We start from the raw sequence: 25,642 nt of genomic DNA, 5'->3' as shown, positions 1-25,642 counted from the left end.
GATTTTAGATTTGAGAACTAAGTGTTGATAATTATAATTATCTATAGATTAACTTACTAAAGATTAGGTTGACCTATTAGCTTGATTATCTCCTAGGGGTTTTCACATATTTTAAAATCTGAATTTTTTATTTCCTTTCATTTTACGAAGTAAAATCTGACTCAAGCTATATGTACACAACTTTATAACTGAATTTATATTTAAATGATTAAATCAAGTCTTTACAAGTTGTAAAATATCAAGTATATGTGATATCTTTATTTTTATAAAATAATATTAACGATAAATAATTTTATCTTTAATTAATTACACAAAATAGTTTTATGCTTTTTTAAAACTACATATTTAATGAAAAACTTATTTGTTGTAAGTTGAAAAAAATGGAGGTGTAAATGTTGAAGGAAAATATTAAGGAGTTTTTAATAATTACAATAGGGGTTATACTTGTGGCATTATCAGTTCAGTATTTCTTTGTACCAGCTAAAATTACTGGGGGAGGAATAACAGGTTTAGCTATGGTTATAAATCACTATGTACCTTCTCTTTCGATGGGATTATCGATGATGATTATGAATGTGATTCTATTTGGTATAGCATTTTTATTCTTGGGAAGTAGTTTTGGAGCAAAGACTATTTATGCAGCTTTTGGACTTTCAGGGGCAATGTGGTTTATAGAGAAGTTTATGCAGCCACACGCAGTGACTGATGATATTATGTTATCAGTCGTAATAGGAACATTGCTTTTAGGAATAGGACTTGGAATTACATTTTCTCAAAATGCTTCTACTGGAGGAACAACAATTTTAGCAAAAATATTAAATAAGTTTTTTCATATAGAAATAGGTAAGTGTATACAAGCTGTAGACATTATTGTAGTTATAGCAGGTGCTTTAACTTTTGGTTTAAGCAAAGGTCTTTATGCAGTAGTAACTGTTTTATTAAATGGAATAATAATTGATAAGGTTATAGAAGGTTTTGATTCTGTTAAGTCTGTTATGGTATTTTCAAATAAATGCGGCATAATAAGAGAATACATTGTTAAGGATTTAGACAGAGGATGTACAGTTTTTGAAGGTAAGGGAGGATACACAGGAAATAATAATGAAGTAATTTACTGTGTAATGGATAGAACACAACTAATAAGGCTTAGAAGTTACATAAAAAAAGTAGATAAAGATGCTTTTATAATAGTAAGTGATGCTCGTGAAGTTTTAGGACAGGGGTTTAAAAATATACATAATGGATAAAAAGTATATTTTGTGAAAAGATAAAAATGATTATTGAGAAAGAAGGGAAAACCATGTCAGCTAAACTGCTTAAAGACTATAGTTTAATTACCATAGGAATTATATTAGTAGCTATATCAGTTGAGTACTTTTTTGTACCTAATAATTTAGCGGCGGGAGGAGTAACGGGTCTTGCCATAGTCATAAATCATTATATGCCTTTTTTAACTACTGGAGTTTTAGTGTTGGTTATGAACCTTATTCTCTTTGTAATTGCTTTTATATTTATAGGGGGGAATTTTGGAGCAAAAACCATTTATGCTTCCTTTGGTCTTTCTTTTGTCTTATGGTTTATTGAAAAGGTCCTAAATCCAATAGCATTATCAAAAGACTTAATTATTGCGTCTATTTTTGGAACTTTTTTATCAGCTATAGGGATGGCTATCATATTTAATGTTAATGCATCTACAGGAGGAACAGACATATTAGCTAAAATTTTAAATAAGTTTTTTCATTCTGACATAGGAAAGTCTCTTTTAATGGTAGATTTTATAGTAACCCTTTTAGCAGCAATAACATTTGGTTTGGATATAGGGCTTTATGCTCTTCTTTGTGTAATACTTAATGGATTAGCTATTGATAGAGTAATAGAAGGCTTTAATATCTGTAAGGAAGTTACTATAATGAGTTCTAAAAATAAAGAAATAAGTGAGTATATTATTCATAAGCTTGAAAGAGGATGTACTCTTTTAAAAGGTGTTGGAGGATATACTGGAGATGAAACTGTTGTACTATATGCTGTTCTAGGAAGAACAGAGTTTATTAAACTTAGAGAATTTATAAGAGAAATAGATCCAAAAGCATTTATTACTGTTGGAGAAGTGTATGAAGTATTAGGGGAAGGATTTAAAGAGTTTGATAATATATAAGAGGTCTTTTTAACCTTAATGGACGAAATACTCGCATTATTCTCTAAGGTGAGCGTAGTGACGATGAAGCCATCTACTTATATAAGTGGAGGTAGTTCACAGAGAGGCATAAGTAAATGAAAAATATTATTAAGCAGTATATTTTTATCACTATAGGGATGGTTCTAATTACAATTTCCCTTGAATATTTATTTTATCCTAATGGTGTAGCAGCAGGAGGAATAGCAGGGTTTGCTATTGTTATTAACAAGCTTACAGGAATTTCTGCTGGAGCATTAATGATTATTTTAAATATAGTATTGTTTGCTTTAGCTTTTTTATTAATAGGTGGAGGCTTTGGAACTAAGAGCATTTATGCTACATTTGGTCTTTCTGTACTTCTTTGGTTTTTTGATAGTTTTGTAAAACCTACACCTATAACAGATAACCTAGTTTTGGTAGCAGTTTTTGGGAGTGCTATTCAATCGGTAGGATTAGCTATAATATTTAACAATAATTCATCAACTGGAGGTACTTCTATTGTTGCAAAAGTACTTAATAAATATTTTCATATTGATATAGGAAGATCCCTTCTCATAACAGATTTTATTGTAACTCTTTTAGCAGTGTATGCTTTTGGTGTAGAAAAGGGAATGTTTGGACTTATAAGTGTATTTATAACAGGAACACTTATTGATAAGGTTATAGAAGGATTTAATCTTTGCAAGACTGTTTTTGTTATAAGCACTAAGAGTGAAGAAATAGCACAATTTATTATCGATGATTTAATAAGAGGGTGCACTTTTATTGATGGAAAGGGAGCCTATACAAAAGAAAAAACAACAATGATTTATGCTGTTATTAATAGAAGGCAATTTATACTACTAAAAAATAAAATAAAAGAACTTGACCCAGGAGCTTTTATGACCGTAACTGATACAAGGGAGGTTCTGGGAGAAGGCTTCAAGGAGTGGGTGGAATAAGGTAGTATCCTCTAATTTGATAGACTAATTAGAGGATACTACCTTAATAACTTTTTATTAAATTAATGTGTATTTTTTTATTAGAAAATTTAAGAAATTAAGTAAAAATAATTGTTACAAGTATCATAAATTGTTCATTATGGCATACCAATTGTATTTAATTCTTTGAGGAAGTTAATAAAGAGTTCATAAAATTAAACTTTATACATTTGACACATATGTTATAATTAATTTGTATATTAATAGACTAAAAAATGTCTTACAGTCGAAAAAACACTTTTAAGGAGTTGTTTATATGATAGAATTTAAAAATGTTAGCAAAGTTTATAAGAGTGATGTACAAGCTCTTAGCGATGTAAATGTGCAAATTAAACAAGGAGAATTTGTTTTTTTAGTTGGACCAAGTGGAGCTGGTAAATCAACTTTTATAAAAATGCTTCTTAAGGAAGTTGAACCAAGTTCAGGACAAATCCTGATGGAAAGTACTGATCTTTCTGCTATAAAAAGAAAACAAATACCTTTTTATAGAAGAAAGATAGGTATGGTTTTTCAAGATTTTAGGCTTATACCTACTCTTAATATTTATGAAAATGTTGCTTTTGCTATGAGAGTTGTAGGAGCACCACCAAAAGAAATAAGAAAAAGAGTACCTTTAGTATTAGCATTAGTGGGGTTATCAGATAAGTATAAGATGTTCCCGAATCAACTTTCGGGGGGAGAACAACAAAGAGTTTCAATAGCAAGAGCTATAGTTAATAATCCTCAAGTGCTTATTGCTGATGAGCCTACAGGAAACCTTGATCCAGAAACAGCAAAGGACATCATGGGTATTATCGATGACATAAATAAGGCTGGCACTACTGTAGTTATGGCAACTCATGCAAAGGAAATAGTTAATGAAATGGAGAAGAGGGTTATTGCAATAGAGAAAGGTACAATAGTAAGAGACGAAAAGAGAGGTAGATATATCTATGAAGATTAGTACATGTAAATATTTCATTTCAGATGCCTTTAAGAGCTTAAAAAGAAATTCAACTATAAGTTTGGCTTCGATGGCAACTGTTCTTGCTACATTATTTGTTTTTGGAGTTTTCTTACTAACAGCTATTAACATAAATATAGGTGTTAAAGATGTAGAATCAAAGGTTGAGATAAAAGTATTCTTAAAAGATAATATAAGTACAAGTGATCAACAGAATGTGGAAACCAAACTTAAAGATACTAATGGAGTTAAGGATGTAGTTTTTGAATCAAAGCAAGAAGCACTTAGTAGATTCAAGCAGCAGCTTAATGACAATGCAAGTATTTTAGAAGGATATGATGATAAGAATAATCCTCTTCCAAGTTCCTTTGTAGTAAAACTTAATACGCCGGACGATTCAAAGACTGTATCCGATACAGTAAAAGACATGAATGGTGTTGAAAGTGTAGGTAATGATCAAGAATTAATAGATAAGATTGCTTCCTTTGCCAAAACAGTTAGATGGGTTGGTGTAGCTATATTTATTATATTAATATTCGTATCATTATTCCTTATAGTAAACACAATAAAATTAACAGTATATTCAAGAAGAAGAGAAGTTGGAATAATGAAATTTGTGGGAGCAACAGACTGGTTTATAAGATGGCCATTTATACTTGAAGGTATAACAATTGGAGTGGTAGGAGCTATCTTATCAGACATAGCACTTTATTTTGCATATAAGGGAGTATATGAAAAAATTACTGTAAACTTATTTACAGTTCAATTAATGTCTCCAATATATGTACTTTCAACAATGTCATGGCAGTTCATCCTTTCTGGAACAATTATAGGTATATTTGGTAGTATAATTGCCTTAAGGAAGTTCCTGGTAGTATAATCATAAAGTAAGAATAGAATAATTTAATAAGATAAGAATATAAATATAAGGCTAGATAGATAAACAAGTTTACAATCAGACTTAGAATTTTTGAGAAAAAACATTTAAGTAAAGATATTTTCTCAAATTTCTTTAAGATTGAACTTGTTTATCTTTAGTTACTTTAGAAAGGGTGAATCTAATGAACAAGGAGAATGAAGAGGGAAAAAAGCATAACCTGAAAAAGATTGGGAGTGTACTTCTTATAGTACTTGTTTTTGTAGTAACTAATGCAAGCTCCTTTTACGTAGGAAATGCTTTGGCTTTAAAAGGTTTTACTCCAGCAGCTGCAGATACAGATGTTGCAAAATCTTTGCAAGGAATAAATGATGTTTCAAAGTTTAAGAAGTTATTTGATGTTCGAAGTACTTTATATAAATACTACGATGGTAATATTGATGAAGATCAGCTTGTAGAAGGCGCTATAAAAGGTATGACTGCTTCATTAAATGATCCTTATACTGTATTTATGAGTAAGAAGGAGTATGAAGACTTTGAGGAGAAAAGTGAAGGTAGTTATATGGGTTTAGGACTTCAAGTAGGAGTTAAGGATGATAAGGTTACAGTTGTAGCTCCTATTGAGGGATCACCTGCAGAAAAAGCTGGTATAATTCCAGGTGACGTAATACTTAAGGTTAATGACACTGATGTATCAGGAAAAGAGTTAGATAAAGCTATTTCCTTAATGAAAGGGAAAGAGAAGGCTGAGGTTAAACTAGCTATTTCAAGAGAAGGAAAAGGAACTTTTGATGTAAAGGTTATGAGAGATGTAATAAAAATGATCTCTGTTAAAGGTGAGATTGTTGATAAAACAATAGGCTACATACAAATAAATGGTTTTGAACAGGAAACCGCAAAAGATTTCCAAAAGAAACTTAAGGAACTTGAGGATAAAGGGATGAAGGCATTAATTCTAGATCTTAGAGGAAATCCAGGTGGATATCTAAATGAATGTGTTGATGTGGTATCTAACTTTATACCAAAAGGAAAGACTGTTGTTTCAACAATAGATAAGTATAAAACTGAGAATAAAAGTAATTCTAAGGGTGGAATAGCTATAGGTATGCCATTAGTTGTTTTAGTAAATGAGGGATCAGCTAGTGCCTCAGAAATTGTTTCAGGTGCTATAAGAGATTATAAGATAGGAACATTAGTAGGAAAAACAACGTTTGGAAAAGGAGTAGTTCAGGTAGTCCTTCCAGATAAGACAGATGGTACAGCGCTAAAAGTTACTATATCAAAATACTATACTCCAAACGGAGAGAATATTCATAAGAAGGGTATAAAACCAGATGTTGAGGTTGATTATCCAAAAGAGTTACTATCTAAGTCTTATAATAGAGGAGAGGATCCACAGTTCAATAAAGCCTTAGAGATAATAAATGAAAAAATAAAATAGGAGGACTTATCCACATGGATTTAGCAATACATACACTAAGATCCGTAGCTTATGCAATTGTGGGGCCTTCATATGCTTTTGTTTTAATAATAATTGGGGTAATGTTTTATCTTCAGAATAAAAAAACGTCATTTGTACAAAAAATGATTATTGGGGAGAGTTTTAACTCTTCCCTAGAACTTACACTATCTCAATTAGTACTGGGAATTTTTGCAGGAGCTATAGGAAGCATAATGCTTACATATTTAGGAGTAATATTCGATGAAAACTCAGGTATAGAAATTCTTTTTATGATATCACTATTGTTGATGTTTTATAAGCCAAGATTTTTTTGCTTTGCTTATTCTTCATCAATACTTGGCTTAATTTCTATTGGCTTAAATAGTGCTTATGCATCTTTAGGAACACAAGCCTTAATTAATGTAAATATAATTTCACTAATAACTTTTGTTGGAGTACTTCACTTTATAGAAGGCCTATTAATTATAGCTGATGGAGCTAGAGGGTCAATTCCTGTCTTTACAAATAAGGATGGGAAAATACTTGGCGGGTTTGCATTTAAAAGATATTGGGCAATACCTGTATCAGTAATATTAATAGTAACAGGTACTGCTGATGTAGCTACAGAACAGATAGGAAATCCATCATGGTGGCCACTGATTCAAAGCCCTTCTTACATAAAAGCTATAGCAATGGCTATAATTACATTAATGCCTTTTTATGGTGTTTTAGGATATGCCTCAGTGACGTTTACTAAAAGCAAAAAAGAAAAGATATATACTTCAGGAATTTTAACTGCTATCTATGGATTGCTTATGATTGCAGTAGCTCAGCTTGGTAAGATTGGTGTAGCTGGGCAGCTTGTAGCAGTTATAATTGTGCCATTAACTCATGAGTTAATGATCATATTACAAAATAAGCTGGAGGAAAAAGATAATCCGCTTTATATAAGTGATGATGATGGAATTGCTATTTTAGAAGTTGCACCAAACTCACCAGCCTTTCAAGCGGGTATAAAAAGTGGAGATAAGGTAATAGAAATTAATGAAGAAAAGGTTCTTAGTGAGATAGATGCTTACAATCGAATAAAAGAAAGTTATTTAGATATGGAAATGAAAATAAGAGATAGAAAAGGTCATATCACAAGCTATAGTCTAAGAGCGAATGAAAACAAAAGAATAGGTGTTGTGCTTGTGCCTAAGATGGTAAAAACTGAAGATATTATTAATCTAGATAAAAAAGATTTTAACGAAATTTTGGATAAGCTTAAAAATAAAGGTGAGTAACAAAAAAAGATGCCTAAATAAATCAGGCATCTTTTTTTGTTGCTCTTTTTTGCTGTCATTTCATGAAGTGAAATCTCACTTAATCTATAGATACATAACTTCACAACTGATTGTGTACCTTAAGTAGGCTCGATGCCTGCTTAGAGTTATTTTAAATAATGTTTATTTTTAGTTAAGTCTAGATAGATAAGATAATAGATTATCAATGGTAGGTTGTTTTTGTTAACTAATTGTAAAGTTTAGCCGATGTGTATTTACTAGGTTGACATTGATGATTGGAAATGATATTATAATGCCATAAACATAAGTTTTCCTATAAGAATGGTAGGAAATTAAACAAGGCAGAAGAGTAGATATAAATTTTAATGGACATAAATTATTAGTTATTGAAAATAAGTAAAAGTATTTGATTTGAGGTGGTTTTATGGGAGAGGTAAATAATAATATTGTTTGGCATGAGACTAAGGTTAATAGAGAGAATAGAGAAAAACTTTTAGATCAAAAGGGAGTTGTACTTTGGTTTACAGGTTTATCTGGTTCAGGAAAATCAACCGTAGCAACTGCACTAGAAAAAAGACTTAATGAAAAAGGGAAGTTAACCTATATTTTGGATGGAGACAATATAAGGCATGGATTATCTGCAAATCTTGGATTTAGTGATGAGGATAGAGTTGAAAATATAAGGAGAATTGGAGAAGTATCAAAATTATTTGTTGATACAGGAGTAATAACTATTGTAACCTTTATATCTCCTTTTAGAGCTGAAAGAGCTAAGATTAGAGAACTTTTAGGGAAAGATTTTATAGAAGTATATATAGATTGTCCTATTGAAGTATGTGAAGAAAGAGATCCAAAGGGGATTTACAAGAAAGCTCGAAATGGAGAAATTAAAAACTTTACAGGTATAGATTCCAGTTATGAAGCACCATTAGATCCTGAAATAACTTTGCAAACTTATTTAAAATCTATAGATGATTGTGCAGATCAGGTTATAAGTTACCTTGAAAAGCGAGGATAAGTATATGAAATTAAAAAATAAAGTTTTAACTAGTGATGTCTTAATTATAGGAGGAGGGGCAGCCGGTTGCTATGCTGCTCTCACTATATCAGAGAATACAGATGCAAAGGTGATAATTGCAGAAAAAGCAAATATAAAGAGAAGTGGATGTCTTGCAGCAGGAGTAAATGCATTAAATGCGTATATTACTGAAAAGGAAACTCCAGAATCCTTTGTAGATTATGTAAAAAGGGAGTTTGAAGGAGTTGTAAGAGAAGACTTAGTTTATTCAATTGCTAAAAGATTAAACAAAGTTACTGCAAAGATAGAAGAATGCGGATTGCCGATATTAAAAGATGAGAATGGCAAGTATGTAACAAGAGGAAAAAGAAGTGTAAAGATAAATGGAGAAAACATAAAACCTCTATTAGCACAGGAAGTACATAAGCATGATAATGTGCAGGTTTTAAATGGTGTGAACATAATTGACTATATAGTAAAAGACGGAAAAGTAATTGGTGCTTACGGATTTTCTATTAAAGAAGAAGAATTCTATGTAATTCACTCTAAAGCAGTAATTTGCACAACTGGAGGAGCAGCAGGTATATATAAGCCTAATAATCCTACATTTTCAAGACACAAGATGTGGTACAGCCCTTTCAATGTAGGGTCAGGATATGCTATGGGAATAAGAGCTGGTGCAGAGATGACTACTTTTGAAATGAGATTTATAGCTCTTAGATGTAAGGATACTATAGCTCCAACAGGAACCATTGGGCAAGGAGTAAAAGCAGAGCAGGTAAATGGTAGGGGAGAATATTACGTACAAAAGTACGGAAAACCAACTACTATTAACAGACTGTATTCAACAGTTATGGAAAACTTAAATGGTAATGGACCTTGTTTTTTAAAGACTGAAGGTATAAGTAAGGAACAGGCAAGTGACTTATTTAAGGCATATTTAAATATGGCTCCTAGTCAAACACTAAAGTGGGTGGAAAACAATACATCACCATCTAGTGAAAATGTAGAAATAGAAGGAACAGAACCTTATATAGTAGGTGGCCATACTGGTAGTGGCTATTGGGTAGATACTAATAGAAAAACTACAATAAAAGGACTGTATGCAGCAGGAGATGTAGCAGGTGGAAGTCCTAAGAAGTATGTAACAGGATGCTTTGCAGAAGCTGAAATAGCAGCAGTTGATGCTGTTCAGTACATAAGAGATGTGAAACTAGAACTACTAAATGAAGCAGAGATTGAGCAAAAGCTAGAAGAAATAAATAGTTTTTTTGAAAATGATGACCAACTGTATACAATTGAACAAGTAGAACAAGCTATGCAAAAGATAATGGATGAGTATGGCGGAGGTATATCTCAAAATTATGTATACACTAGAAATAAACTTTCAATAGCTCAAAGAAGAATTGATGAACTTATTGAAATAAGCAAAAAACTTAAAGCTGGAGATTTACATGAATTACTTTTTATTTATGAAATAATAGACAGACTATATGTTTCAAAGGTACTTATAGCTCACTTAATAGCTAGAACAGAAACTAGATGGAGATGCTATCAACAAAATGGTGATTATCCTGAAAAAGATGATAGTAACTGGCTTAAATATGTAAATTCCATATATAAGGATGGAGAAGTAAAGATACTGTTAAAAGAGCTTGTTGGAAGGGATGAAGTTTATGAGCATAAAAATTGATGTTAATAAATGCGTAGGCTGTGGAAAATGTTTAGAAGTTTGTCCCGGAAGTTTAATTTATAAAAGTAAAGATAATAAGGCTTACATAAAATACGAAAAAGATTGTTGGGGATGCACAGCTTGTCTTAAGGAGTGCGGGGTTGAAGCTATTAAGTACTATTTAGGACCAGACATAGGAGGAAATGGATCGTACTTATACACAAAGAAAGATAAAAACTTTTTAAATTGGCATATTGTCAATAAAGAGGGTCATGAGAGTGTTTTAAAAATAAATAGAAAAGAATCCAACAAATATTAAGCAATGGGAGGGGAGTGTAGTTGAAGATAAAAAAGGGAGTATTCATTTTACTTACCGTTATTAGTTTGGGTTTAATTGCGGGATGTTCATCTAAAAACAAAAGTGAAGACTCAACTGTAAGGGTTGCTTTTTTTGCTAACTTAACCCACTCTCAAGCCTTAATTGGAAAAGAACAGGGTGTGTTTCAACAAGCTTTAGGTGAAGGTAATAAAGTTATATGGAAACAATTTAACTCAGGTTCATCAGAACTAGAGGCTTTATTAGCAGGAGAAGTTGATATCGGATATATAGGACCTAGTCCTGCTATTAATGGATACGTAAAGTCTAAAGGAGAAATTCAAATAATCTCTGGAGCTGCAGATGCAGGAGCAATATTGGTTTCTAGAAAAGGATTATTAATAAGAGATATTAAAGAGTTAAGCGATAAGAAAATAGCTATTCCACAGTATGGTAATACCCAGGATTTAAGTTTAAGAAACTTAATTCAGGAAGCTGGATTGAAAGATAAAACTAAAGGTGGAACTGTGGATATAGTACAGGCGAATAATTCTGATATTAAGACTTTACTGGATCAAGGAGAGATTGATGCTGCTCTAGTTCCAGAACCATGGGGAGCTAGATTAGTTAAAGAAATAGGAGCTAATGTAGTGCTGGATTTCGATAAGGTTTGGCGAGATGGAAAGTATTCTACTACTGTTTTAGTAGTAAGAAAAGAGTATCTAAGAGATCATCCTGATGTTGTGGAAAAGTTCTTGAGAACTCATATTAAATTAACAGACTATATTAATGAAAATCAAGACGAGGCAAAGAAGCTAGTAAATAAGCAGATTGTAGACTTAACTAAGCAATCTCTACCTGATGATGTGTTAGATGCTTCATTTAGGAGACTTACTATTACAAATAATCCAGAAAGTGAAGCAATAAATGATATGGTGCAGTTGTCCGTTAAGGCTGGTTATATAAGACAGCAGCCTAATATTGATAATTTATTAAATTTGGATTTATTAAATAAAGTTTTGCAAGAGAAAGAACAGCAGCAAATTCAATAAAATATATTTGTATAGGGGGTGAAGGAAGTTGGGTTTGATAATTGAAGGCATAAGTAAGAGATTTATGACTAGGCATAAGAACACTCATACTTTAGATAGGGTTGATCTTTCATTTAAAACTGGTGAATTCATATGTTTACTTGGGCCATCAGGATGTGGAAAATCTACTTTGTTAAATGTTATTGCAGGTCTTGAGAAACCAACAGAAGGTAAAGTTTTATTAAATGGTGAAGCGATAAAGGGTGTAGGACCAGATAGAGCAGTAATGTTTCAAGAATCAGCATTATTCCCATGGCTTAAGGTCATAGATAACGTGGAGTTTGGGATGAAAGTAGCAGGTGTACCAAAGGAAGAAAGAAGAGAAAAGGCAAGACGATATCTGAAAATGGTTCACTTATCTAAATTTGAGAATTCTTATATACATGAATTGTCTGGTGGAATGAGGCAAAGAGTTGCTTTAGCAAGAGCACTAACATTAGATTCTGAGGTATTACTAATGGATGAACCTTTTTCGGCACTAGACAGTCAGACAAAAAACATACTTCAAATTGAGCTACAGAAGATTTGGTGGGAAACGAAAAAAACTATTATCTTTGTTACTCATAATGTTGAGGAAGCAGTACTTTTAGCTGATAGAGTAATAGTTATGGCTGCTAATCCAGGAAGAGTAAAGGCAGAGTTTGAAATAGGATTAGCAAGACCTAGAAGTTTAGATAGTGCTGATTTAAACTACTTTGTTTCCAAAGTAATGAAGGAGCTTAAGGAGGAGGTGGAGAAGGTTGCAAGGGCTGAATACGACAGTGACTGGAGTATTGAAAAAGATTCTATTCTTTATGATTCTAATAATGATGTGGGAATTGGTCTATAAGGTAGGAGTTGACTACTTAAAGATATGGAAGCCATATATTTTTCCTTCTCCCATTGATGTTTTTAAAACATTGGTAGCTCTTTTTCAAGATAATACAATAACTATTGCTATAGTAGCTAGTATTAAAAGGCTTATTATAGGATATGCAATATCCTTAGTAATAGGAGTAAGCTTGGGTATTTTGATTGTTAGGTATAAATATATAGATGAAAACATGAGTGCACTTATCCTAGGGTTGCAAACTCTTCCAAGTATTTGTTGGCTTCCCTTTGCAATTTTATGGTATGGATTAAATGAGAGTGCAATTATATTTGTAATAGCAATTGGGTCAATATTTGCAGTTTCTATGGCTACAGTATCAGCTATAAAAAATGTAGAACCAATTTACCTTAAAGCAGCTAGAACTATGGGAGCAAGAGGTGTTAGATTGTACGGTAGCGTAATTGCACCAGCTTCACTTCCAACTATAATTACAGGAATGAAACAAGGTTGGTCATTTGCATGGAGAGCGTTGATGTCAGGAGAAATGTTATCTGCTACAAAAGGCTTAGGCCAAGTTTTGGTGGTAGGAAGAGAACTTGGAGATATAAATCAAGTTATGGCTGTAATGATAGTAATAGTTGTATTAGGATTAGTTATCGATAAACTTATATTTGACAGTTTGGAGAAAAATGTAAGATATAAATGGGGTCTAGAAAGAAGATAATAAAAATCTTTTAGATTAATTTATAAAGTTGTTATTGAGTAACGAAATTAATAATTAAAACAGGAGGCATAAACATGGATCACTTAGATAGATTAGAAGCAGAAAGCATATTTATAATGAGAGAAGCATATAAGCATTTTGGTAAGTTAGGAATGCTTTGGTCAATTGGGAAGGACTCAACTGTAATGTTGTGGCTTGCTCAAAAAGCATTTTTTGGAAATTGCCCATTCCCACTTATTCACGTGGATACAACATTTAAGATTCCAGAAATGATAGAATTCAGAGATAAAGTTGCTAAAGACTATAACTTAAATTTAATAGTTAACACAAATAAAAAAGCTTTAGAAGAAGGTATGGGACCACATGCAGGAAGATTAGTTTGTTGTAAGGCTTTAAAAACTGAGGGACTTCAACAAGTAGTAAAAGATCATAAGTTTGAAGGTCTTATAGTTGGTATAAGAAGAGATGAAGAAGGATCAAGATCTAAGGAAAGAGTTTTTAGTGAAAGAAATTCAGAGTCAGAATGGGATTATACAGATCAACCACCAGAATTATGGGATCAATTTAAGACAGACTTCAAGAAAGGTAACCATATAAGAGTTCATCCAATTATAAACTGGAGAGAAATTGATATATGGGAATACATTAAAAGAGAAAACATACCAGTAGTTGACTTATATTTCTCTAAGAATGGAAAGAGATATAGAAGCTTAGGATGTGCTCCATGTACAACTCCTATAGAATCAAATGCAGCTACAGTTGACGATATTATACAAGAGTTAAAGAATACTAAAGAAACTGAAAGAAGTGGTAGAGCTCAAGACCAAGAGGATGCTCACGCTTTAGAAAAACTTAGAAAGAACGGATATATGTAGTGGGGGTGTAAGGATTGAAAGATAACAATAGAGAAAATTTAAATATAGTTGTAGTAGGACACGTGGATCACGGAAAATCAACTCTTATAGGAAGACTTCTTTTTGATACTGATTCACTTCCACAAGGAGCTATTGAAAAAGTAAAGAAAATATCACAAGAAAAAGGAAAATCCTTTGAATATGCATATCTTTTAGATGCTTTTGAAGAAGAACAAAAACAAGGTATCACTATAGATATAACTATGATTCAATTCTTTACTAAGAAAAGAGATTATGTGATAATAGATGCTCCAGGACATAAAGAATTTTTAAAGAACATGATTTCAGGAGCAGCTAGTGCAGAAGCAGCCTTCTTATTAATAGATGCTAACGAAGGTATTCAAGAACAAACTAAGAGACATGGATATATATTATCTCTTTTAGGTATAAGAAAAGTATATGTAATTGTAAATAAAATGGACTTAGTGGAATATTCACAAGAAAGATTTGAAAAACTTCAGGTTGAATTTAATGAATTCTTAAACAATTTAAATGTATACCCTGAAAAGTATATACCTATATCTGCTTTTTATGGTGAAAATATGGTATCAAGATCAGAAAATATGCCTTGGTATAACGGTGATACTATATTAGAATGCATGGACAAAGTTGAAAAGGAAAAAGGAATTGAAGAAAGAGTTCTTAGATTCCCTATTCAAGATGTATATAAATTTGACAACAGAAGAATCATAGCAGGAAGAATAGAGTCAGGAACATTAAAAGCAGGAGACGAAATAGTAATATACCCAAGTGGTAAAACTACTAGAGTAAAATCCATAGAAAGCTGGCAGGAGAAAGATAAAGCAGACAAAGTATCAGCTGGTATGTCTGTAGGTATAACTGTAGAAGATGAATTCTTCAATAAAAGAGGAGAAGTTATATGTCATAAAGGAACTCCTGTTACAGTAGCTAACTTCTTCAATGCAAGTGTATTCTGGCTTGGTAAAAATCCACTTGTAAAAGATAAGAAATACAAGTTAAAACTATCAACTCAAGAAGTGGAGTTTGAAGTATATTCTATAAATAAAGTAATAGATGCAGTTTCACTAAAGAATAGTGATAACTCAGACACAATAAAGAAAAATGACGTAGCAGAAGTTACAATAAAAACAAAGTATCCTATATGCTTTGATGAATTTGCTGATGTCCAATCTTTAGGAAGATTTGTAATCATAGATAATTATGACACTAGTGGTGGTGGAATTATTTCAGGTGTTGAAGATTCATTAAAGAGAGATATAAAGCAGGTAAGCAGTAAGAATATAAGAATAAGAAAGAGACTTGTATCTAGACATGATAGAGAAAACAGCTTAGGACAAAAGGGTAAAGTAGTATGGCTTACTGGTATACCAGGCTGTGGTAAGAATGAGATTGCAGTTAAGCTTGAGAAGAAGCTATTTGAACAAGGTAAGAAAGTATATTATATTGATTCTTCAAATATCAGATTTGGATTAAGCTCAGATCTTTCATTTACAGAGAAAGATGCTCATGAGCAAACTAGAAGAATAGCAGAAGTAGCTAACCTCTTTGCAGACAGTGGATTAATTACTATAGTAACTTCAGTAAGCAGATTCAAAGAAGATAGAGAATATGCTAGAAATATAATAGGTAAGAATACTTATGTTGAAGTTCATGTAGATGCTCCAATGGATGTATGCAAAAAAAGAAATGCTGGTGCATTTAATGAAGACAGCGATAGCTCATTTGAATATGAAAGATCAGAATATCCTGTAACATCAGTATATATAGATGATGCTGAATTTAATTCAGATAAGAAGGCTGAGGCTATACTGGAGTTATTAGGGTACTAGAATAAGGGTAGATATATATAATAGGATGAATAGTTCAGGAGAACTATTTATCCTATTTTTTTATACGTAAAAGTAGTAAAAAATTTTTAAGATAATATATTGACTCTAACGTTAGGTTATAGATTATCATAAACTTACAGGATAAATAACAGCAAATACTCCTAAGTGTATTTTAGAGCTAATAAGTAATAAAGGAGATGCGTTTATGTCTTACAAAATAAAGGAAGTAGCTGATATGGTGGGAGTAAGTGTACGTACACTGCATCACTATGATCAAATAGGTCTTTTAAAACCAGAATCTGTAACTAAGGCTGGGTACAGACTTTATGCAGGTAGAGACCTTGAAAGGTTACAACAAATTTTATTCTTTAAAGAGCTTGATTTTAACCTGCAGGAAATAAAGAATATTTTAGATAATCCAAGGTTTGATAGAAAACAGACATTAATAACTCATAGAGAATTATTGCTAGAAAAAAAGAAGAGACTTGAAAAGATAATTAAATCAATAGATAAGACTATAGAATCAATTGAAGGAGGAATAGAAATGAATAAGAAGGAAATGTTTGATGGATTTGATATGACTGAAATAGAAAGACATAAGGAAAAATACGCTGAGGAGACAAAGCAAAAATACGGAAATACAGATGCATATAAGGAAAGTGAAAAAAAGACTTCAAAGTATACAAAAGATGATTGGGCTAGAATAATGGCAAAAGGAGATCAAATCTATAAAAAGCTTGCAGTATTAATGGATAAAGATCCTTCTGATCCACAGGTACAAGAACTTGTTGCGGAAAAGAGGCAGTATATTACTGATAGCTTCTACAACTGTACTCCTGAGATTTTCAGAGGGCTTGGAGAGTTATATGTTTATGACGAGCGATTTACTGCTAATATCGATAAATACAAATTAGGATTAGCTAAGTTTTTAAGTGAAGCTATACAATATTATTGTGATAATCTAAAGTAGTAAGATTTAATAGTTAAGGGTTAAATAACTTTTAATAGAGTATTAATATACGAAGGAACTCATCAATTTTTGGTGAGTTCTTTTATATGCTGCCATTTCACAATGTGAAATCTGACTAAAATTGAATAGGCTCCTATTATCTTATGAGGTAAAGTATGGTTACAACCTAGAAATGTTGATACCTATCTAGCTTTAGAATATTAATATTTAATTATAAATCTACAAATAGTATTCACTTATAAATACGAATATTGTAAAATGTTATCTATGTTGTTTACTATCTAATTTTTTTAAGGTGGAGATAATACATGATACGTGAATATTTAAAAAACAATATTTTAATCACAGATGGAGCAATGGGAACATATTATTCGGAAATAACAGGAGATAATATATCCTTTTGTGAATTTGCCAATATAGATAAGCCAGAAATAATAAAAAGGATTCATATGGATTACATTGAATCAGGGGCTAAACTTATTAGAACAAATACTTTCTCAGCTAATACTATAACTTTAGGTATATCAAGAAAAAAGGTAAGACAACTGATAGAGAAGGGTTATGTAATAGCTAAGCAGGCAGCAGAAGGAAAAGATGTATTTGTTGCTGCCAGCATTGGTCCTATATATGAAGCAAGTTTTGAAAAAGATAACCTAGATGTTTTAGAAGAGTATAAGTTTATAGTTGATACATTTTTGGAATTAGGTACTAATATATTCATATTTGAGACATTTAGTAGTGTAGATTATATAAAGGAAATTTCAGAATATATAAAACAAAAGAATAACTCAGCTTTTATATTAACTCAATTTGCAATCACCCCTGATGGATTTACGAGAAAGGGTATTAGTGTAAATAGAATCGTTAATGAAGTTAAATCATTAAGAAGTATTGATGCTTACGGATTTAATTGCGGTTCAGGACCAACACATTTACATAAAATACTTAAGAAGCTAGATATAAGCAATGAGATTGTATCTGTACTGCCGAACTCTGGATATTCTGAACTTATAAATGAAAGAACGGTTTATGTTAACAATCCTGATTATTTTGCAGACATAATGGCAGATATTAAGAATTTAGGAGTTAAAATAATAGGAGGCTGCTGTGGTACAAAACCTTCTCATATAAAAAAGATTGTAGATAGATTAAAGGTAAAGTCAAGGGATGGTTATATAGATATTCCAACAGAAACAGCAGAAGCAGTAATAGTAGACAAGAAAAGTAATACTTTCTTAGATAAGCTTTTAAGGAACGAATTTGTGGTTGCTGTTGAATTAGACCCACCGTTTGATACTTCCATAGATAAAATTATCCATGGAGCTAAAATCTCTAAAGAAAATGGTGTAGATTTAATAACAGTAGCAGATTCACCTATGTCAAAAGTTAGAGTAGATTCTATTATGATTGCTGCAAAAATTAAAAGAGAAATTGGAATAGATACAATGCCACATATTTGTTGTAGAGATAAAAATCAGAATGCAATAAGGTCTGGTTTATTAGCTGCTCATATTGAAGGAATCAGAAATATTTTAGCAGTTACAGGTGATCCACTTTCAGATCAGAGTAAACTAAGTACTAAAAGTGTGTTTAATTTAAATTCCTTTAAGTTGATAGATCTTATATCGGAAATGAATAAAGAGGTTTTCGCAGAGGATAAAATAAATATTGGAGGCGCTCTTAATCTAAATGTTCGAAATAAAGATATTGAACTATCTAGAATGTTTAAAAAGGTAGAAAAAGGAGCAACATTCTTCCTTACTCAGCCTATTTTTGATGAAAAGGTAATAGAATATTTATCTAATATGAAAAGAGAAAAACATATTAAAATATTAGGTGGGCTAATGCCTTTAGTTAGCTATAGAAATGCCCAATTTTTAAACAATGAAGTACCAGGTATACATATACCTCAGACTTATATTGATAGATTTGATAAGGACATGACAAAAGAAGAAGCAGAAGAAGTAGGTATTAATTTAGCTGTAGAAATTGGAAATAGAATAAAAAAATATGTTGATGGTATATATTTAATTACTCCATTTAATAGAATTGAAATGGTAATGAAGGTATTAAATAAAATTAAGTAATAGGTAAATAACGAAACTTGTTAAAAAGCAAAGTACTCCCTTAAAGTAAATGCAGATTATAAAGAATTGTATCACTCACCTTAAGGTGAGTGATAACAAGATGAAATCTTTTTAAAACTGAGCAGGCTTGATGCCTGCTCAGTTTTATTATGTATATATTATATTTTATAAATATAATTAATTTGTAGGGTAACTTTCAATATATACAGATTCTTAGATGTTAACAATTTAATGGGGGAAATAAGAGAAATAGACGGAAGATAACCTAAGTTGCTAATAATCCCCCTTTCCTTCGGTATCTACTGAAATCTTAACATTAACTTGTATCTCAGAATCACTTATAACCTTATTCCAATCTACTCCTGTACGTCTCCCATATTTGGCAGCAGCAACTCTTCCTAAATCTAAAACATCCACTTTATACTCACCTTTAATTTTATCAATAAAATCACTACACATTTTTTCTACAGAGATTTTCATGTTTTCTTCAAATTTTTTTAATACTTTTGTATCCCCATGTATATTTTTATATAACTCATTAGACTCTATAGAGCCCTTTATATCTAAATCTATTATAAATTTATATTTGCCATCTTTTTTCTCGCATTTAACCTTTCTTTTGGAAACTGCATAAAAATTAATATATTCCTTTGCATTCTCTTGTATAGTTAATATACCTTTTACATTCCTTTCTTTTAAAATATTTAGTATTCTAGCTTCTTTTATGTTTGTTTTAGCTACCATCTTATCTTCTTTAAATATAGCAAGCCCTGTGGTTTCTATACCTTTCGGTGTTATTTCTACATAGGGTAATAATGCATTTCTTCCTTCTGCGTCAATTCTTACTACTAAATCTAGAAGAGCATACTGGTTTGAGAAAAAATTAAATTGTTTTAAGTTTTTTCCCATTCCCTCAAGGAGTTCTGCAGAACTTGAATATCCTTTAACCTTATAATTTAAAATATCCTCAGTTTTTCCTTTGCATACTATACATACTGCTCTATCATTAATTTGTGGATTGGTAACTAATATATCGATAATACCCCTGATTCCATAACTTGCCATATCCTCGCTAAATACAAAACTTCTATTAAGGCCTAATATGAACTTTTTACCAGTCTTTAAATGTCTTTCTTCTCTAGTTTCCGCTGTATTTGTAGCCTTTCCAGTAAGTATATAAGTTACTGTTTTACCTTCTTGTTCAAACGAATACATCAATAGAGGTATGCTATAAGATGTTTGTGCAGAATTTTTTTCTATATCATACCCTATACCTACAGGTATCTCCAAGCGTTCAATAACTTCTCCTTTTGAGCCTACAAAAGATAATATCAAAATTAATATTGCAACTATCATTATATAAAAACTACTTTTTTTCACTAATATCACCTTTTTTTAAATAGATTAAAAATGCTACTGTAGAAACATATATCACGTTAAATATTATATAAATAGGAAGTATTTTGCTTATATAATTACTTCTTGTTGTTGGATTTCCATATAGACTGGATATATAAAAAAGTATAGGATACAGTAGTAAAACAAATGTTTCAGCAGATATTCTTTTTATTAATTGATTTAAGCTATAAGAAACTGCAAAATAACAAGTAGATATAGACTTAAATGCTAATAAAGACCACAAAGTCATAAATATAAATCTAAAATTATTTATAATAGGAATTGTTATACTGTCAGCTAATAATAGTACGGGCCATATATACTTTGGTATGGTTTCAATACCTAGATAAAATATACTTAAGAAGATAAGCCATGTATAAACAACTACTACAATAGATATACCTACTATGCCGCATTTTAATAGTTTTTTGTTATCCTGTAAAAAAGGATAAACTATGAAAATTATTTCTATACCTGTATAAGCCCAAGCTGTTTCTTTTGAAGCTTTTAATATATCAATTAATCCTGATTGAAATACAGGCATTAGGTTTAAAATACTTCCGTATTTTATAGTCATTACAGGCATAAGAAATAAGAAAAAACTTAAATAAAAAGTTAATTCATTTAGTCTTCCAAGAGGCTTGATGCCTTTATAAGCAATATAAGCGGATATAATTAAAACAGGTAATAAAACTTGATGGTTTTTTAAAAAAGCAGTTGTATATACCCTAAATACGTTACTAAATCCTGAAAGCATTGCTGTTCCTTGAAATATGAAGAATGATATAAAAATTAAAAATAAAATATTCCCTAAAAAGTTTCCAAAACATTTTTTGCTTAATATCAACATATTATCTTTAGGGGATTTTTTACATATGTAATTTGCTATAATAACCATGTATATAGGATATATTGATCCTAATAAACAACCTATCCAGCCATCTTGTTTTGCATTTTTTATAACATCTTTAGGTAAACTTAAAATTCCAGTACTGATTATAGTTGCTATTAACGTAAATGTAAATTGACTTGTAGTTAAAAGTTTATTTTCAGCTTTATTCATTTTTTTTCTCCCTAAAGTCACTTTGTCTTGTAGGGTCATTATGGGGTATTGCTTCAGGTCGTTTATTCATTTTCCATATAGGTGCTCTTATCAATATATCTTTCATATCATTTTTATGAAATGAAAAATAAGGTACCCCAAAGTTCTCTAAAGAACAGAGATAAGCTAATATAAAAAACCACCCTATAACTATTCCTAGTACACCAAGCCAATTTGATAATATTAACATAGGATAAGTTATTAACCTTATTGCAATGGACATTTGATAATTAGATATTATGAAAGAAGCAACAGTAGTAATGCCTGCAACAAGTAATGTAGTAGAACTTACAATTTTAGACTGAATAGCAGCATCGCCAATAATAATACCACCTACGACACTTAGGGTTTGCCCTATTTTCCCTGGTAGCCTCAGTCCTCCTTCTCGTAAAAACTCTATGGTTATTTTCATAGCTATTAAGGACATAAATGGGGTTAATGCTATACCTTTTCGAGACTCAATAAGAGATGCTAAAAAATCTACAGGTATTAGCTCTGCGTTAAATTTAATTAAGGTTATATAAATTGGACCAAGAGTTATTATAATGAAAATAGCTAAAAATCTTAAGATTCTTATAAAAGAATATACTAAAGTTCTTCCATAATAATCCTCTGGTGTTTGAAGAAATTCTATAAATACAGTGGGATAAGTTATAACATAGGGTGTACCTTCTAACAAGAAAGCTATTCTTCCTTCCATTAAACTTGCCTGTATTACATCAGGTCGTTCTGATCCAATGGTTTGTGGAAAAACGCTATAAGGATGTTCTTCTATCATTTGTTCAATAAAACCGTTTGCTGAAATTGAGTCCATATCTATGGTGTTTATTTTGTCCCTTATTTTTTTTAAGAATTCTTTATCTACTATGTCGTCTATGTACATGATTACTAGACTAGATTGGGTTCTTCTTCCCATAGTAAAGTTCTCTGTTACTAGATTTTTATCTTTTATTTTTCGTCTCAATATACTTATATTTGTTTCTAGGTTTTCTATAAAGCCTTCTCTTGGTCCCCTTAAAGCTATATCATTTACTGGTTCAGATATTGCTCTATAAACCCCTCCAGTAGTATCTACTACGATAAAGTCATGAGAACCTTGAACTAATAATACTGTGTTTCCTCTTTTAATGTTATCTACAGCTTTATTTATATCTGTTTCAACATTAGTATTGCTTACAGCAATATATTTCTTATATATGTAGTCTGATATATTTGGTATATCATTTAAGTCCTCTACTACATGAAGCATTAATGGATTAAGTATATCTCTATCTATCATATCTTTATTAGCTAATCCATTCATATAAATAATAGCGGCCTCTAAGCAATTTTTTTTCCCAATAATCAAGTTTCTTATTACTAATTCATTTTTATCTCCTATTAGATTTTTTATATTACCAATATTATATTTAATGTCTCCTTGATTATCGTACATATAAATCACCTCCTCTAGTTATATGTTTATTGTACTCAGGTTTTTGTTAAAATATTTATTTATATTACAAATGTTTACAAGATGTTACAGTTGTATCTGAAATGACAGAAAACAAAACAATTTACTAATATAAATTGTTTTGTTTTTTGTCATTTCACGAAGTAAAATCTGACTAAAATTTAATAGGCATTGTCTAAGGTGTGAAGTTGTGTATCTTTAGGAGATGGGGTGGCTGATCAATTCTATTATGAATAATGAACCTATGAATTTTTTGTTCACTATATAATCAATCGTGTTTGTGGTCATTTTTGACAGATTGTGATCGTTATATGGAAAAAATAGTAATGAGAGGGTGGTATATCATAGAATATAATGATAAAATTGGATATGCGCACAAAAATTATGTAATAAAATTGTAATTTTATTAATATATAGAATTTCAAAATAATGACAAGTCGTAATAAATGATATATAATATATAGTATATTGTGTAATAGTGTATATTATATATCTATATAACAATAAATAGTAAATGCTATATTCTGATTAATGGGGGATAACTATGTTAAAGAATGATGTGCCAAGCGAGAAAATAAATGAAGACTTAAGATATTTAAGATTACTTTCGCAACAATATCCTACAATTAATGAAGCTTCAACTGAAATAATTAATCTTCAAGCAATCTTAAATTTACCTAAGGGTACTGAACATTTTCTTACAGATGTTCATGGAGAGTATGAACCTTTTGTACATGTATTAAGAAATGCTTCTGGTGTTATTAAAAGAAAAATTGAAGATATTTTTGGTAATGCACTAAGACAAAGTGAGAAAAAGAGCCTAGCAACTCTTATTTATTACCCTGAACAAAAGTTAGATATAGTTTTAAAACAAGAGAAAAATATTAAAGATTGGTATAAGATAATTTTATATAGATTAATTGAGGTATGTAGGCATGTTTCCTCCAAGTATACGCGATCTAAGGTAAGAAAAGCTTTACCAAAAGACTTTGCGTATATTATAGAGGAATTATTACATGAGCAACCTAATGAAATAGACAAATATGAGTATTATGGTGAAATTATTAAAACTATTATTGATATTGACAGAGCAAAAGAATTTATAGTAGCTTTATCAAAGTTAATACAAAGGTTAGTTATAGATAGATTGCATATTATTGGTGATATATTTGATAGAGGGCCAGGTGCAGATATTATTATGGATACCTTGGTAGAATATCATGCAGTTGATATTCAATGGGGAAATCATGATATATTATGGATGGGGGCAGCAGCAGGTTCAGAAGCTTGTATCGCTAATGTTATAAGAAATTCTGCAAAATATGCCAATCTAAACACTATAGAAAATGGATACGGGATTAATTTGCTTCCACTGGCTACTTTTGCTATGGATTTTTATAATGAGGATCCATGTAATGATTTCTTACCTAAGCTTGATAATGATAAGAGCTATAGTATGAAGGAAATTCAATTAATAGCCCAAATGCATAAGGCAATATCCATAATACAATTTAAATTAGAAGGTCAAGTTATTCTAAGGCATCCAGAATTTAATATGGATGATAGGCTTGTGTTAAATGAAATTAATTATGAAGATGGAAGCATTGAGTTATATGGCAAAACATATAAATTAAAGGATGCACACTTCCCAACTATAGATCCTAATGATCCATACAGACTTATTGATGAAGAGATAGAGTTAATTGAAAAGTTAAAGTCTTATTTTATGAATAGTGAAAAATTAAACAAACATGTTCGGTTCTTATTTTCAAATGGAAGTTTATATTTAAAATATAATTCAAATCTTTTATATCATGGATGTATACCTCTAAATGAAGATGGAAGTTTTAAGAAAGTAAGAGTAGGTGAAAAGGAATACAGTGGAAGAGAACTCTTAGATATATTTGATATATTAGCAAGAGAAGGTTATTTTTCTAAGAGTGATACTGAAAGTAAACAAAATGCTATTGATATAATGTGGTATCTATGGACAGGACCTTATTCACCTTTATTTGGTAAAGATAAAATGGCAACTTTTGAAATGTATTTTATTGAGGAAAAAGAAACTCATTATGAAAAAAAGGATCCATACTATAGCTTTAGAGATAATGAAGAGATTTGTAATAACATATTGAAGGAATTCAGTTTAAATCCAGAAAAGTCACATATAGTTAATGGACATGTACCTGTAGAAGAGAAAAATGGAGAAAGCCCTATAAAGGCTAACGGAAAATTAATGGTTATAGACGGAGGGTTTTCTAGGGCTTATCAATCTAAGACTGGAATTGCAGGATATACATTAATATATAATTCATTTGGACTTGTACTTGTATCACACCAGCCTTTTCAATCTACAGAAATGGCTATAAAAGAAGAGACAGATATATTATCTTCTACTATTGTTTTGAAACAATCTTCAGTAAGAAAAAGAGTTGGAGATACTGATGTAGGTATTGCCCTTCAACAGCAAATAAAGGATTTAAAAATGCTTCTCGCAGCATATAGAAAAGGAATAATTAAAGAACAAAGTAAGATATGAGATGTCACTTAATATATAGATATTAATAAAGCT

Annotated in this window: 21 protein-coding genes; 18 read left to right on the top strand and 3 right to left on the bottom strand. The window is 30.8% G+C overall.

Translation table 11 applies throughout. The features are described 5' to 3' along the window. The first annotated feature begins 392 nt into the window (after nt 1-392). The 17 genes from CPJCM30710_RS04635 to CPJCM30710_RS04555 all read left to right on the top strand — a co-directional run bounded on the left by CPJCM30710_RS04635 (nt 393) and on the right by CPJCM30710_RS04555 (nt 19,117). The gene (locus CPJCM30710_RS04635) at nt 393-1,247 is read left to right on the top strand and encodes a YitT family protein (protein ID WP_212903010.1); all 855 of its coding nucleotides are present in this window, start codon (nt 393-395) and stop codon (nt 1,245-1,247) included. A 53-nt stretch (nt 1,248-1,300) separates the two neighbouring features. Beyond that, nucleotides 1,301-2,155 (top strand): YitT family protein, encoded by an 855-nt coding sequence (locus CPJCM30710_RS04630; RefSeq protein WP_212903009.1) that lies wholly within the window; start codon nt 1,301-1,303, stop codon nt 2,153-2,155. Between the two features lie 116 nt (nt 2,156-2,271). Continuing rightward, nucleotides 2,272-3,117 carry a YitT family protein gene (locus CPJCM30710_RS04625; RefSeq protein ID WP_212903008.1) on the top strand — a complete coding sequence of 282 codons (846 nt, stop codon included), beginning with the start codon at nt 2,272-2,274 and terminating at the stop codon, nt 3,115-3,117. 295 nt (nt 3,118-3,412) lie between these two features. Beyond that, nucleotides 3,413-4,099, top strand: a complete 687-nt coding sequence (gene ftsE, locus CPJCM30710_RS04620; protein ID WP_212903007.1) for a cell division ATP-binding protein FtsE — start codon at nt 3,413-3,415, stop codon at nt 4,097-4,099. Then, nucleotides 4,089-4,979, top strand: coding sequence for a permease-like cell division protein FtsX (gene ftsX / locus CPJCM30710_RS04615; RefSeq protein ID WP_212903006.1), 891 nt, complete (start codon nt 4,089-4,091; stop codon nt 4,977-4,979). The genes ftsE and ftsX overlap by 11 nt, the downstream gene beginning before the upstream one ends. Nucleotides 4,980-5,160: 181 nt before the next feature. After that, nucleotides 5,161-6,417, top strand: coding sequence for a S41 family peptidase (locus CPJCM30710_RS04610; RefSeq protein ID WP_212903005.1), 1,257 nt, complete (start codon nt 5,161-5,163; stop codon nt 6,415-6,417). A gap of 14 nt (nt 6,418-6,431) precedes the next feature. Beyond that, nucleotides 6,432-7,703, top strand: a complete 1,272-nt coding sequence (locus CPJCM30710_RS04605; protein ID WP_212903004.1) for a PDZ domain-containing protein — start codon at nt 6,432-6,434, stop codon at nt 7,701-7,703. Between the two features lie 424 nt (nt 7,704-8,127). After that, nucleotides 8,128-8,721 carry an adenylyl-sulfate kinase gene (gene cysC, locus CPJCM30710_RS04600; protein WP_212903003.1) on the top strand — a complete coding sequence of 198 codons (594 nt, stop codon included), beginning with the start codon at nt 8,128-8,130 and terminating at the stop codon, nt 8,719-8,721. A gap of 4 nt (nt 8,722-8,725) precedes the next feature. After that, entirely contained in the window at nt 8,726-10,414 is a 1,689-nt protein-coding gene (locus CPJCM30710_RS04595; protein ID WP_212903002.1) for an adenylyl-sulfate reductase subunit alpha, read from the top strand. Then, on the top strand, nt 10,398-10,712 hold the full coding sequence (locus CPJCM30710_RS04590) for a 4Fe-4S dicluster domain-containing protein (RefSeq protein ID WP_212903001.1): 315 nt from the start codon (nt 10,398-10,400) through the stop codon (nt 10,710-10,712). Before CPJCM30710_RS04595 ends, CPJCM30710_RS04590 begins: the two co-directional genes overlap by 17 nt. 20 nt (nt 10,713-10,732) lie before the next feature. Beyond that, nucleotides 10,733-11,761, top strand: coding sequence for an aliphatic sulfonate ABC transporter substrate-binding protein (locus tag CPJCM30710_RS04585; RefSeq protein ID WP_212903000.1), 1,029 nt, complete (start codon nt 10,733-10,735; stop codon nt 11,759-11,761). A gap of 28 nt (nt 11,762-11,789) precedes the next feature. Further along, nucleotides 11,790-12,629 carry an ABC transporter ATP-binding protein gene (locus CPJCM30710_RS04580; RefSeq protein ID WP_212902999.1) on the top strand — a complete coding sequence of 280 codons (840 nt, stop codon included), beginning with the start codon at nt 11,790-11,792 and terminating at the stop codon, nt 12,627-12,629. Next, nucleotides 12,595-13,335 (top strand): ABC transporter permease, encoded by a 741-nt coding sequence (locus CPJCM30710_RS04575; RefSeq protein WP_246503455.1) that lies wholly within the window; start codon nt 12,595-12,597, stop codon nt 13,333-13,335. Before CPJCM30710_RS04580 ends, CPJCM30710_RS04575 begins: the two co-directional genes overlap by 35 nt. A gap of 74 nt (nt 13,336-13,409) precedes the next feature. Then, nucleotides 13,410-14,210 (top strand): sulfate adenylyltransferase subunit CysD, encoded by an 801-nt coding sequence (cysD, locus tag CPJCM30710_RS04570; RefSeq protein ID WP_212902998.1) that lies wholly within the window; start codon nt 13,410-13,412, stop codon nt 14,208-14,210. A gap of 14 nt (nt 14,211-14,224) precedes the next feature. Then, nucleotides 14,225-16,060: a GTP-binding protein gene (locus CPJCM30710_RS04565; RefSeq protein ID WP_212902997.1), complete on the top strand. Its 1,836-nt coding sequence runs from the start codon at nt 14,225-14,227 to the stop codon at nt 16,058-16,060. 205 nt (nt 16,061-16,265) lie between these two features. Next, entirely contained in the window at nt 16,266-17,030 is a 765-nt protein-coding gene (locus CPJCM30710_RS04560; protein WP_212902996.1) for a MerR family transcriptional regulator, read from the top strand. A 308-nt stretch (nt 17,031-17,338) separates the two neighbouring features. Further along, nucleotides 17,339-19,117 carry a bifunctional homocysteine S-methyltransferase/methylenetetrahydrofolate reductase gene (locus tag CPJCM30710_RS04555; protein ID WP_212902995.1) on the top strand — a complete coding sequence of 593 codons (1,779 nt, stop codon included), beginning with the start codon at nt 17,339-17,341 and terminating at the stop codon, nt 19,115-19,117. Between the two features lie 273 nt (nt 19,118-19,390). Here CPJCM30710_RS04555 and CPJCM30710_RS04550 read toward each other — a convergent pair whose 3' ends face one another. Genes CPJCM30710_RS04550 through CPJCM30710_RS04540 form a run of 3 tightly spaced genes read right to left on the bottom strand, consistent with a single transcriptional unit; the run spans nt 19,391 to nt 23,052 of the window. Then, a complete protein-coding gene (locus CPJCM30710_RS04550; protein ID WP_407644974.1) occupies nt 19,391-20,497 on the bottom strand; it encodes a Ger(x)C family spore germination protein in 1,107 nt (368 codons plus the stop codon). Next, on the bottom strand, nt 20,484-21,578 hold the full coding sequence (locus tag CPJCM30710_RS04545; protein WP_212902994.1) for a GerAB/ArcD/ProY family transporter: 1,095 nt from the start codon (nt 21,576-21,578) through the stop codon (nt 20,484-20,486). Before CPJCM30710_RS04545 ends, CPJCM30710_RS04550 begins: the two co-directional genes overlap by 14 nt. Then, nucleotides 21,571-23,052 (bottom strand): spore germination protein, encoded by a 1,482-nt coding sequence (locus tag CPJCM30710_RS04540; protein WP_212902993.1) that lies wholly within the window; start codon nt 23,050-23,052, stop codon nt 21,571-21,573. The genes CPJCM30710_RS04545 and CPJCM30710_RS04540 overlap by 8 nt, the downstream gene beginning before the upstream one ends. A 562-nt stretch (nt 23,053-23,614) precedes the next feature. On the opposite strand from CPJCM30710_RS04540, the gene CPJCM30710_RS04535 reads away from it, so the two are divergent. Next, nucleotides 23,615-25,609 (top strand): fructose-1,6-bisphosphatase, encoded by a 1,995-nt coding sequence (locus CPJCM30710_RS04535; RefSeq protein ID WP_212902992.1) that lies wholly within the window; start codon nt 23,615-23,617, stop codon nt 25,607-25,609. Nucleotides 25,610-25,642: the final 33 nt, after the last annotated feature.

The organism is Clostridium polyendosporum (genome assembly GCF_018332455.1).
In the GTDB taxonomy this organism is placed as follows: Bacteria; Bacillota; Clostridia; order Clostridiales; family Clostridiaceae; genus Clostridium_AY; species Clostridium_AY polyendosporum.
Note: the sequence above shows the minus strand (reverse complement) of the source record. Positions and strands in the feature narration are given on the sequence as shown.

Excerpts from the sequence above, each read along its gene's own strand:
- ftsE (WP_212903007.1), top strand. The coding sequence starts at position 3,413 with ATGATAGAATTTAAAAATGTTAGCAAAGTTTATAAGAGTGATGTACAA.
- CPJCM30710_RS04635 (WP_212903010.1), top strand. The coding sequence starts at position 393 with ATGTTGAAGGAAAATATTAAGGAGTTTTTAATAATTACAATAGGGGTT.
- CPJCM30710_RS04575 (WP_246503455.1), top strand. The coding sequence starts at position 12,595 with ATGATTCTAATAATGATGTGGGAATTGGTCTATAAGGTAGGAGTTGAC.
- CPJCM30710_RS04560 (WP_212902996.1), top strand. The coding sequence starts at position 16,266 with ATGTCTTACAAAATAAAGGAAGTAGCTGATATGGTGGGAGTAAGTGTA.
- CPJCM30710_RS04555 (WP_212902995.1), top strand. The coding sequence starts at position 17,339 with ATGATACGTGAATATTTAAAAAACAATATTTTAATCACAGATGGAGCA.
- cysD (WP_212902998.1), top strand. The coding sequence starts at position 13,410 with ATGGATCACTTAGATAGATTAGAAGCAGAAAGCATATTTATAATGAGA.
- CPJCM30710_RS04595 (WP_212903002.1), top strand. The coding sequence starts at position 8,726 with ATGAAATTAAAAAATAAAGTTTTAACTAGTGATGTCTTAATTATAGGA.
- CPJCM30710_RS04630 (WP_212903009.1), top strand. The coding sequence starts at position 1,301 with ATGTCAGCTAAACTGCTTAAAGACTATAGTTTAATTACCATAGGAATT.
- CPJCM30710_RS04540 (WP_212902993.1), bottom strand. The coding sequence starts at position 23,052 with ATGTACGATAATCAAGGAGACATTAAATATAATATTGGTAATATAAAA.
- CPJCM30710_RS04590 (WP_212903001.1), top strand. The coding sequence starts at position 10,398 with ATGAGCATAAAAATTGATGTTAATAAATGCGTAGGCTGTGGAAAATGT.
- cysC (WP_212903003.1), top strand. The coding sequence starts at position 8,128 with ATGGGAGAGGTAAATAATAATATTGTTTGGCATGAGACTAAGGTTAAT.
- CPJCM30710_RS04610 (WP_212903005.1), top strand. The coding sequence starts at position 5,161 with ATGAACAAGGAGAATGAAGAGGGAAAAAAGCATAACCTGAAAAAGATT.
- ftsX (WP_212903006.1), top strand. The coding sequence starts at position 4,089 with ATGAAGATTAGTACATGTAAATATTTCATTTCAGATGCCTTTAAGAGC.
- CPJCM30710_RS04545 (WP_212902994.1), bottom strand. The coding sequence starts at position 21,578 with ATGAATAAAGCTGAAAATAAACTTTTAACTACAAGTCAATTTACATTT.
- CPJCM30710_RS04535 (WP_212902992.1), top strand. The coding sequence starts at position 23,615 with ATGTTAAAGAATGATGTGCCAAGCGAGAAAATAAATGAAGACTTAAGA.
- CPJCM30710_RS04605 (WP_212903004.1), top strand. The coding sequence starts at position 6,432 with ATGGATTTAGCAATACATACACTAAGATCCGTAGCTTATGCAATTGTG.
- CPJCM30710_RS04625 (WP_212903008.1), top strand. The coding sequence starts at position 2,272 with ATGAAAAATATTATTAAGCAGTATATTTTTATCACTATAGGGATGGTT.